The following is an 8,143-nucleotide window of genomic DNA, read 5'->3' as shown; positions in this document are numbered from 1 at the left end:
ATGGCAGCGGCCATGACACGATCATCGACGTGCATGCGGACAGTTCCGAGATCAACGAGCTGATTATCGGATCCAGTTACTACCCATATGAGGTACAGTTCACTCGTCCTTCGGGAACAGACAATGACGACCTTCTTCTAACGTTCCATGATGGCGGCACGTTGCTGATCAAGAACCAGTTCAGCGAGGGTGAGGGTATCCAGACGATCCGTTTTGCTGATGATGAGTATGTTGTGCTGTCAGGCTACGAGATCATGGAAGCCACGTTTAACCCGACCCCAGGCGATGATGTCATCCATGGCGGCGATCAGGGCGATATGCTTTACGGCGGTTCAGGCAACGACACACTTCATGGTTATGAGGGCGATGACTCCCTGATCGGTGGGGATGGTGATGACACGCTCATCGGTGGTGCAGGCAATGACACCTTCAGGTTTGAGTACAGGCATTCCGGCAATGACACTATCATTGACTTTAATGTTGATACTGAAGTTATTCAGTTTGAGTTTGGATTTCTGACGAACTTCGGTGAACTGCTGGAAGCAGTAAGCGATGTGGGAACAGATGTTGTCATTCACCTTGATGGTGAGACGTCGATTACTCTGAATGGTGTCCAGACAGACAGCCTCCAAGAGAGCAATTTTGAGTTTCTGATCTAAACGGCCATAAGCAGTTATAGAAGGTTGATACTTGGGGTGTTCGGTTTGTAATCGGCTGCCCTAAGTGCTTTTCCAGCAAATACTTCGACGCACCATCATCAGATGTGCCCGAACCAATATCCTCATTCGTCTTCACCATTCATTCCGTCATAGCAGTCCATTCGTACGTTTCTGGTGGGTCTGACTTGCCAATTTGGTGCAGAAAGGTCAAAAGACTGCGACTTGAGGTAGTTTGAGACCGTAGTGAATGACTGAAGCAACAAAAAACTCTATAATATCAATCAATCAGTCTGTCTTCGCAGTCGCGCCGATGCTTGATGGGATCGATACTTAAAGTTTATTTATATACTACAATGTGTTGTCAGCTGAAAGCGTTGTCAGTCGTACTGATATTCGTACTAATATCTGAATTCGAGATAGATATTAGTGAGGCCTGAAAATAAAATTATGTTATAGACAGCGGGCGTTTCAGATCTAAGTCTAACAACCACAGCCGTTAGTTGTCGATCAATCAACTCATCAGTAGTTGGATCAACGTCCCCTTGGAGGCTGTAGCTGTTTCTCTTCTGGTTCCCTATCAAATCTTGATGCAGGACGTGGAACAGGGAAGTGGTCCAAGTTCGGCTCCTCCCTGAGAATACAGCCATTCGGATAGTCTCTAGGAAATCCAACTAATTCACGCTCATCGCTTGCGCCTTAAGTTTGTCCTAACCAGAAGTTTGTGTTTACAACTCTGGGTGTTTTTAATTAATGTTTACAATCTCAAATATGCATGCATAGATGCATGATGCAATTATGCATGATGAATCTATGGTATCTCAAATGACAAATTTTGTACCCTCTGCCTTTCCTGTCGCAACAGGAGGGGGCGAAAGCTCTTCTCATAAAATCACACCTGCTTTTTACGATAGCGATTCTGCCGATACACACACTTTCACCGTAGATACCACCAACACGCTTGGCTCGGTCACAATCAATGATGATGGTACGTTCTCTTACAATCCAGCAGGGCGGTTTGAGTATCTGGCTTTGGGCGAGAAAACGACAGATACGTTTACATATACAGTGATCGATAGTTCCGGGGCCAGTTCATCAGCGACAGTCACTATAGAGCTCTTTGGTTCTAACGATGGTCCTGTAGCTTTTGCTTCGAGCGAAACCACAGGTGAAGGCAGTGCAGTTACTATAACCCCTTCCTATTTTGATGTAGACGCATCGGATACGCATATCGTTAGTATCATTAATACAAACACTGCAGGTGCAGTCATAACAAACGCTGACGGCACATTCAGCTATGACACTGATGGGAAGTTCGATCATTTAGGTGCTGGCGAAACGGCGACAGACAGCTTTTTTTATGTTGTTACTGATGGCTCTTGGGCCAGTGCAGGAGCGCAGGTTACCATCACCATTACTGGTGAAAATGATGCCCCTATAGCTGCAGAAGTTTCTGGTGAGACTAACGAAGACAGTTCCGTTATCATCACGCCTTCCTACTCTGATGCAGACGCCTCAGATACTCATAGCTTCAGCGTGGACACCACCAGCACTCTTGGCTCGGTTACCGTTAATGATGATGGTACATTCTCGTATCATCCGCAAGGCCAGTTTGACGGCCTTACGGCTGGTGAGACTGCAACTGATAGTTTCACCTATACTGTCACGGACAGTTCTGGTGCTACCTCAGTGGAAACTGTTCGGATTACAATCAGCGGCTTGAATGATGTGCCTGTTGTTTCTGAGCTTGCAGCGGAAACTTCTGAGGAAGAAAGCGTTCTGATCGAACCGGTTTTCTCAGACGCTGATACCTCAGATACTCACATCATCACAGTTGATACCAGCGGAACCATTGGTGAGGTCACTCAGGTTGATGGTAGCTTACAATATAACCCGAATGGACAGTTTGAATATCTGAGCATAGGTGAAAGCAAGATCGATACTTTCACTTATACCGTTGATGATGGCCATGGTGGCGTGGTCACAAAGACTGTGACTGTGACAATCAACGGAACTAATGATGCTCCTGTAACAGCTGAAGTTTCTGCTGAGACTAACGAAGACAGTTCTGTTGTCATTACACCGTCTTATTCTGATGCAGATACTTCAGACACTCACAGCTTCAGTGTGGATACCACCAATACACGTGGCTCGGTTACCGTGAATGATGACGGTACATTCTCCTATCATCCGCAGGGCCAGTTTGATGGCCTTACAGCTGATGAAACTGCCACCGATACGTTCACTTATACCGTTACCGACAGTTCCGGTGTGACCTCCACGGAAACTGTTACGATTAAAATCAGCGGTGTGAACGATGCACCCGTTGTTGATGATATCGCAGCAACAACTTCTGAGGGTGAAAGCGTCTTTATAGAACCAGCTTTCTCAGATGCTGAGGTCTCAGACACTCATACCGTCACCGTAGATGCCAGTGAAACCACTGGGCAGGTCACTCTGGTTGATGGAAGCTTCCAATACAATCCAAATGGCCAATTTGAGCATCTTGTTGTAGGAGAGAGTGCGACTGATACTTTCACCTATACAGTGAATGATGGCAATGGCGGTGTCGTCACAAAGACAGTGACTATGACGATCACCGGAATTAATGACGCTCCTGTAGCAGCTGAAGTTTTTAGCGAGACTAACGAAGACAGTTCTGTTGTCATTACGCCGTCTTACTCTGATGCAGATACCTCAGATACACACAGCTTCAGTGTGGATACCACCAACACTCTCGGTTCAGTGACCGTTAATGATGATGATACATTCTCTTATGATCCGACAAATCTGGTTGGCTCTCTAGGTCTTGGTGAATCTATCACTGATACCTTCACTTATACGGTAACAGACAGCGCCGGAGAAAGCTCAGCTGCAACAGCCATTGTGACAGTTACAGGAGACAGCGAAGTACTGACCGGGAGTCAGGGAGATGATACATATTTGATCCGGGCAGATAGTGGATCAACGATGATTGACTATACTACTGAAGTCGATGACGGAGGGTATGATACGGTTGTCTTTGAGGATCTGTCTTTTCTTGACCTTACAATTACAATAATTGATCACAATGACGACAACGGTACCGCACTAAAACTCTCTTGGGATGCATTAGGCGATAGGCCTGCCGGTCAGCTCCAGATCGCCAACATGGGCGAGCAAGTTGAGCGATTTGAGTTTGCTGACGGGACGACGCTCAGCAAGATTGAGGTGTTGAATGATGTCCGTGTTGAGTTAACTGGTACTGATGGCAACGACAAGATTTCTGCCGGAGATCTGGCGGAACGTATTAACGGTGGTGAAGGAAAAGATACCGTTCGCTATCTGCTTTCAAATGCGTCTGTCACTGTCAATCTCTCCGATCAGTCTCAGAATGCAGGTGATGCCGCAGGTGATGAATACATCTCCATTGAAAACGTCAAAGGTACATATGCTTATGGCGATATCCTCACAGGCGACGCTGGCAACAATGAACTCTGGGGGTTGGGAGGTGATGATCAGCTAAACGGCGGAGAAGGAAACGATTATCTGTTTGGCGGGGCCGGTGCCGATCATCTTGACGGGGGCATTGGTTCTGACACTGCCTTCTATCGTGAATCAGATGCAGGAGTAACGATCAACCTCGCCGAAAATACTGCCAGTGGTGGCCATGCTACCGGAGATGTCCTTGTCAATATTGAACATGTTTCGGGCTCTCATTACGATGATCTGCTGATCGGTGACAGCAACGATAACGCCCTTTATGCCCAAAGTGGCATTGACCGCCTTGATGGTGGCGAAGGAAATGACACGCTTAATGGTTACGGTTCAGGAGCGGACTATCTTGATGGTGGTGAAGGAACCGATACGGTCAGATACTACTGGTCGAAGACTGCTGTCACCGTTAACCTCTCCGATCAGTCTCAAAATGCAGGTGATGCGGCTGGAGATGAATATATCTCCATCGAAAATATCATGGGCACGGATGCTTACGGTGATGTCCTCACAGGTGATGCCGGTGACAACAGTATCTGGGCTTATGGAGGGGATGATCAGCTAAACGGTGGACGCGGAAACGACCGCTTAACCGGCGGTTCAGGTTCTGACACCTTCGATTTCTCAGGCGATGATTTTGGCAATGATGTGATTACTGACTTTGTAGTTGGAGGTGGGTCGGATGACATCATTCGCCTAGATAGCGATGTCTTTGCAGATTTTGAAAGTGTGATTGAAGCTGCCAGTAATGAAGGCACTGGCACAGTCATCATGCTGGACGAAAATAGCAGCATCACCTTACTCGGTGTGCTGAAAGAAGATCTCCTGATTGATGACTTCCAGTTCGTCTGATAAAAGATAACAACTCCTCTAGCCATCCCGGTAGTCTACATTGCCGGGATGGTCTTATCTGCCGAACATGGCATTGTTTTCTTTCATAGCTTCCTCCCTCTTTTTGTCCAGGTAATGAGCCAGATCCACGAGGTGGACACCTCTGGCACATTTTTGGCTGTCTTCGATCCGGACAATTGGAAGGTCAATCTCGCCGCTGTTGTGCTTGCGAAGGAATTTTTGCAGCGTCAGGTGCCCGAAGAAGTCTTTGCATACTTCCTGTACGGGTATGATTGTTTTTCCAGAATACTGAGCCAGCAAGAGAAACTGGGTGTTCATAGGATTGCCTTCCAGAGTTCGAATTTCAACTTCAGTCATGCCGCGCAGGGCTGCTTCAACAAGGGATGCCTGCAGCTTTCTTCCATCGCGTCCGCCCAGTCCAGAGCCGCCATTTCTGGGCTCTTGGGTTTGATGGTGGAGGCGAGCGGCAAGGTTGGACCTGATACGCATCTGCGAGAGAGTTGGTTGAGGGTGGTTGTTACCGCAGCTCGGCGGATCTCCTCCAGCTTGGCGGTTTCAACCATGCTGATCTGCCTGGGTCGCGGAATGAGTGCTCCAAGTGCTTTTGCAAGCTCACACAGGCCGCCTTGCGGTCTCTGGAGTGTGGTCTGGCCGCTATCGCAGTCCGTTTCCACATAGGCGAGGTTGGCAAGAATGATCTGAAGGCCGGAGGTCATTATCAGCGGGCGCAACGGACGCGGTGTGAAGCGGGAGGCCAGCAGATTGAACTGCGCCTGAGAGATAAAAACATCCGTAAGATTGGGCAGGGCTGCCACACGGCCCAAAACGATGCCCACTGAGCGCCAAGTCAGTCTTGATGAAGCTGGGTGTTGCAGATTGATGTAGCACCGCTCTGGCAATGGAATGAGGCATGTTGTGTCCGTCATTTCTAACCCCGCCCCATCTTGTTCAGTGTTTGCTGGCAGAGTTGCCAGCCGTCGCGATAAAAATCCTGCAGGTTGCGGATCTGTGCAACGATCGCCGGTCCATCTTCCGGTGTATCCTTCAAAACCAGTTTCAAGTCTTCACGCTTCAGTGCGATTTCTCCAAAGCTGGGGGCGATCTGGTCGAGCAGTTTATGGCCTTGCTGCTCTGCGGCGCTGGCTGTTGTTGCTTGATCTGGTTGAAGCGGCGCAACGGGATCTTGAGTAATCAGCCTCAGATGAGAGCTCATGCAGATATCTCCTGAACCACCGTGAAAAGGATGGCGCGGGTGCATGTGTTGGTGGCGGCACCCGCGCCAGTCACCTGCCACATGAGGGGTTCTGCAGGGCAGGTGACTATCAGTTTAAAAATGAATGCTTTGATCCATATTAGATGCGCTTCATTACACCCAAATCAGATCAATTAAGCACGCCAATTGATGCGTACTATAATCCATATGTCAATATTAAAAAGGATTATAATACGCATTCGAGGGTGTGAATCAGTATCTCGATCGATCAGATGGAGCGGCGCGGTATGGAAAATTGTGCACATGATGTGTGGACAAGCACTGCGCCCAGGGACGCATAACCAATAATCATTTAGCTGAGCGCATTAGAGCGTACGCGAGCCTTCTGCGAAGAAGTTAGCCTTTCAGTAGAAGGGAATAGGTTAAGTGCGCCGTCCTTCACTGAAATCAATTCAGCCTGAATGCGGAAATCTCGCAAATTACTGATTATCAATTAAAATTCGTTGCTCTTCAATTTTTCGCCCTTTGACTTGTGTTCCCTGCAAATCGGTAGATAGCCTAGGCGAGAAAGATCCATTTACTGGATTGGTGGAATTAGCACTGGGGCTCTGAAGGCATTGGCTGGACTACAGGAAGACACCAAAAACAAGGACGCTAAGTTCGCTGAGAAAATCAGGACCTTGTCATCCATTGAGCTTGTGAAGGTAGCGATAGAAATTGAGCGCCTGAGGAATAGGTCAAAGGCCGACGGGAAGTCTTAAGGTGCTTACTTTTGGGAGAAGCCGTCAATCATGCGGAGGATGACCTTCTTGTCATCTTCACTTAACTGATTGAAATCCTTGATAAGTTGAGAGTGATCCGGCCCATCTGAGCCATAAAACAAATCACCGACATTGCTGCCAAGCTCATGTGAAATTGCGGAGAAAACTTCGATAGTCGGGGTGAAGTTCTTCAGCATTTTATTGACGTAATCAGGACTTTTCCCAATGGCTAAGGAGAGGGCGCGTGCAGTTACGCCCTTCTTATCCATCTGATCTTTAAGGTTTTTACGCCAAGTTTCCATACGCGGATAATAATCCATGCATTTCGTTTCGTCTAGCGCATAATACTGCGTTGATTTGTTCGTAGTATACTCCATACTGACCTCGATTTCATTGGAGGTGATTTGGTATGCAGACGGAAAGATCCGAGATCAGCGAAGCGGACTTCAAACTTCCCACCAGAGCCGACATTATCAAGCTCATCGACATGGCTTGTAACGAGTTTGATATGACGCCTGCGCAGCTGGGTCAGCGCGCTGTCGGCAATCCTCATCTGCATTTGCGATTGCGCACCGGAGCCGATATCCGGCTTTCCTCACTCAGAGGCCTGGTGCTGTTCATCAAGTTTTGCCGTCAGGAGCGGGTTCATGAGATCGAGCTCTGATCCTTCCGGCAAAACACCGGGCAAACCGGCAGGCGGCGAGGGCGCTTTGCATCTGTCGCCGGCCATGGCCTTGCTGCCGTTCAGCATCGCGCTCCAGTTTTTCCAAATTCCATTTCTTTGCCTGCATCAGCTCAGCTCCGCTGCTTTGGATCGGCAGTCTGCAAGACTGCCCCGGCGCTGTCAGCGAAACACTTGAGGATAGTTTTGCATGTCCCGCTCACAAACCAGTCGCACCCTGCCGGAATCTGACTATTCCCGCCTGTTTGCCTACTCCAAAGCTCTGGTGAAGCTGAATGGCGGCGTGGAAGCTGCCAGCATGGTCACCCGCGTCGCACTGTGCCAGCTTTCCCGCTATGGCAACCAACAGAGCCATGACGCCATGCCGGTGGACGTGATTGCCGATCTGGAACACGAGGCCGCAGATCCCGTGCTCACCCGCATCCTGGCACGCATGAGCGGCCACACGCTGGTCAAACTCCCAAGGGTGAGCCTCCCCCTTTGAAGTGGTCCACGCCTATAGTTA

The 8,143-nt window shown here is 48.8% G+C and carries 9 protein-coding genes; 5 read left to right on the top strand and 4 right to left on the bottom strand.

Annotation, left to right across the window (positions count from 1 at the left end):
* Both PsWM33_RS23755 and PsWM33_RS23750 read left to right on the top strand, forming a co-directional pair.
* On the top strand, window positions 1–659 hold a 659-nt coding region (locus PsWM33_RS23755; protein ID WP_208994724.1), incomplete at its 5' end, for a hypothetical protein.
* A gap of 822 nt (window positions 660–1,481) precedes the next feature.
* On the top strand, window positions 1,482–4,982 hold the full coding sequence (locus PsWM33_RS23750; RefSeq protein WP_193778462.1) for a beta strand repeat-containing protein: 3,501 nt from the start codon (window positions 1,482–1,484) through the stop codon (window positions 4,980–4,982).
* A gap of 54 nt (window positions 4,983–5,036) precedes the next feature.
* Here PsWM33_RS23750 and PsWM33_RS23745 read toward each other — a convergent pair whose 3' ends face one another.
* From PsWM33_RS23745 to PsWM33_RS23730, 4 genes are all read right to left on the bottom strand, one after another.
* Window positions 5,037–5,339 carry a pyocin activator PrtN family protein gene (locus PsWM33_RS23745; protein WP_244272517.1) on the bottom strand — a complete coding sequence of 101 codons (303 nt, stop codon included), beginning with the start codon at window positions 5,337–5,339 and terminating at the stop codon, window positions 5,037–5,039.
* The gene (locus tag PsWM33_RS23740; RefSeq protein WP_063301861.1) at window positions 5,336–5,908 is read right to left on the bottom strand and encodes a hypothetical protein; all 573 of its coding nucleotides are present in this window, start codon (window positions 5,906–5,908) and stop codon (window positions 5,336–5,338) included. Before PsWM33_RS23740 ends, PsWM33_RS23745 begins: the two co-directional genes overlap by 4 nt.
* Window positions 5,909–5,910: 2 nt before the next feature.
* Window positions 5,911–6,195 (bottom strand): hypothetical protein, encoded by a 285-nt coding sequence (locus PsWM33_RS23735; protein WP_063301860.1) that lies wholly within the window; start codon window positions 6,193–6,195, stop codon window positions 5,911–5,913.
* A gap of 766 nt (window positions 6,196–6,961) precedes the next feature.
* Complete coding sequence (locus PsWM33_RS23730) at window positions 6,962–7,333, bottom strand: helix-turn-helix domain-containing protein (protein WP_153040005.1); 372 nt, start codon at window positions 7,331–7,333, stop codon at window positions 6,962–6,964.
* Window positions 7,334–7,365: 32 nt separating this feature from the next.
* On the opposite strand from PsWM33_RS23730, the gene PsWM33_RS23725 reads away from it, so the two are divergent.
* The 3 genes from PsWM33_RS23725 to PsWM33_RS23715 are packed head-to-tail and all read left to right on the top strand — an operon-like array spanning window position 7,366 to window position 8,122.
* A complete protein-coding gene (locus PsWM33_RS23725) occupies window positions 7,366–7,620 on the top strand; it encodes a hypothetical protein (RefSeq protein ID WP_063288235.1) in 255 nt (84 codons plus the stop codon).
* Complete coding sequence (locus PsWM33_RS23720; protein WP_063301858.1) at window positions 7,604–7,816, top strand: hypothetical protein; 213 nt, start codon at window positions 7,604–7,606, stop codon at window positions 7,814–7,816. Before PsWM33_RS23725 ends, PsWM33_RS23720 begins: the two co-directional genes overlap by 17 nt.
* A 12-nt stretch (window positions 7,817–7,828) precedes the next feature.
* A complete protein-coding gene (locus PsWM33_RS23715) occupies window positions 7,829–8,122 on the top strand; it encodes a hypothetical protein (RefSeq protein WP_063301857.1) in 294 nt (97 codons plus the stop codon).
* Window positions 8,123–8,143: the final 21 nt, after the last annotated feature.

Origin of the sequence: Pseudovibrio sp. WM33, assembly GCF_001623165.1 — a bacterium.
Classification (GTDB): domain Bacteria; phylum Pseudomonadota; class Alphaproteobacteria; order Rhizobiales; family Stappiaceae; genus Pseudovibrio.
Note: the sequence above shows the minus strand (reverse complement) of the source record. Positions and strands in the feature narration are given on the sequence as shown.

Bases quoted from the DNA above. Each gene is read 5' to 3' on its own strand.
- PsWM33_RS23745 (WP_244272517.1), bottom strand. From the start codon at position 5,339: ATGACTGAAGTTGAAATTCGAACTCTGGAAGGCAATCCTATGAACACC.
- PsWM33_RS23720 (WP_063301858.1), top strand. From the start codon at position 7,604: ATGAGATCGAGCTCTGATCCTTCCGGCAAAACACCGGGCAAACCGGCA.
- PsWM33_RS23715 (WP_063301857.1), top strand. From the start codon at position 7,829: ATGTCCCGCTCACAAACCAGTCGCACCCTGCCGGAATCTGACTATTCC.
- PsWM33_RS23725 (WP_063288235.1), top strand. From the start codon at position 7,366: ATGCAGACGGAAAGATCCGAGATCAGCGAAGCGGACTTCAAACTTCCC.
- PsWM33_RS23730 (WP_153040005.1), bottom strand. From the start codon at position 7,333: ATGGAGTATACTACGAACAAATCAACGCAGTATTATGCGCTAGACGAA.
- PsWM33_RS23735 (WP_063301860.1), bottom strand. From the start codon at position 6,195: ATGAGCTCTCATCTGAGGCTGATTACTCAAGATCCCGTTGCGCCGCTT.
- PsWM33_RS23750 (WP_193778462.1), top strand. From the start codon at position 1,482: ATGACAAATTTTGTACCCTCTGCCTTTCCTGTCGCAACAGGAGGGGGC.
- PsWM33_RS23740 (WP_063301861.1), bottom strand. From the start codon at position 5,908: ATGACGGACACAACATGCCTCATTCCATTGCCAGAGCGGTGCTACATC.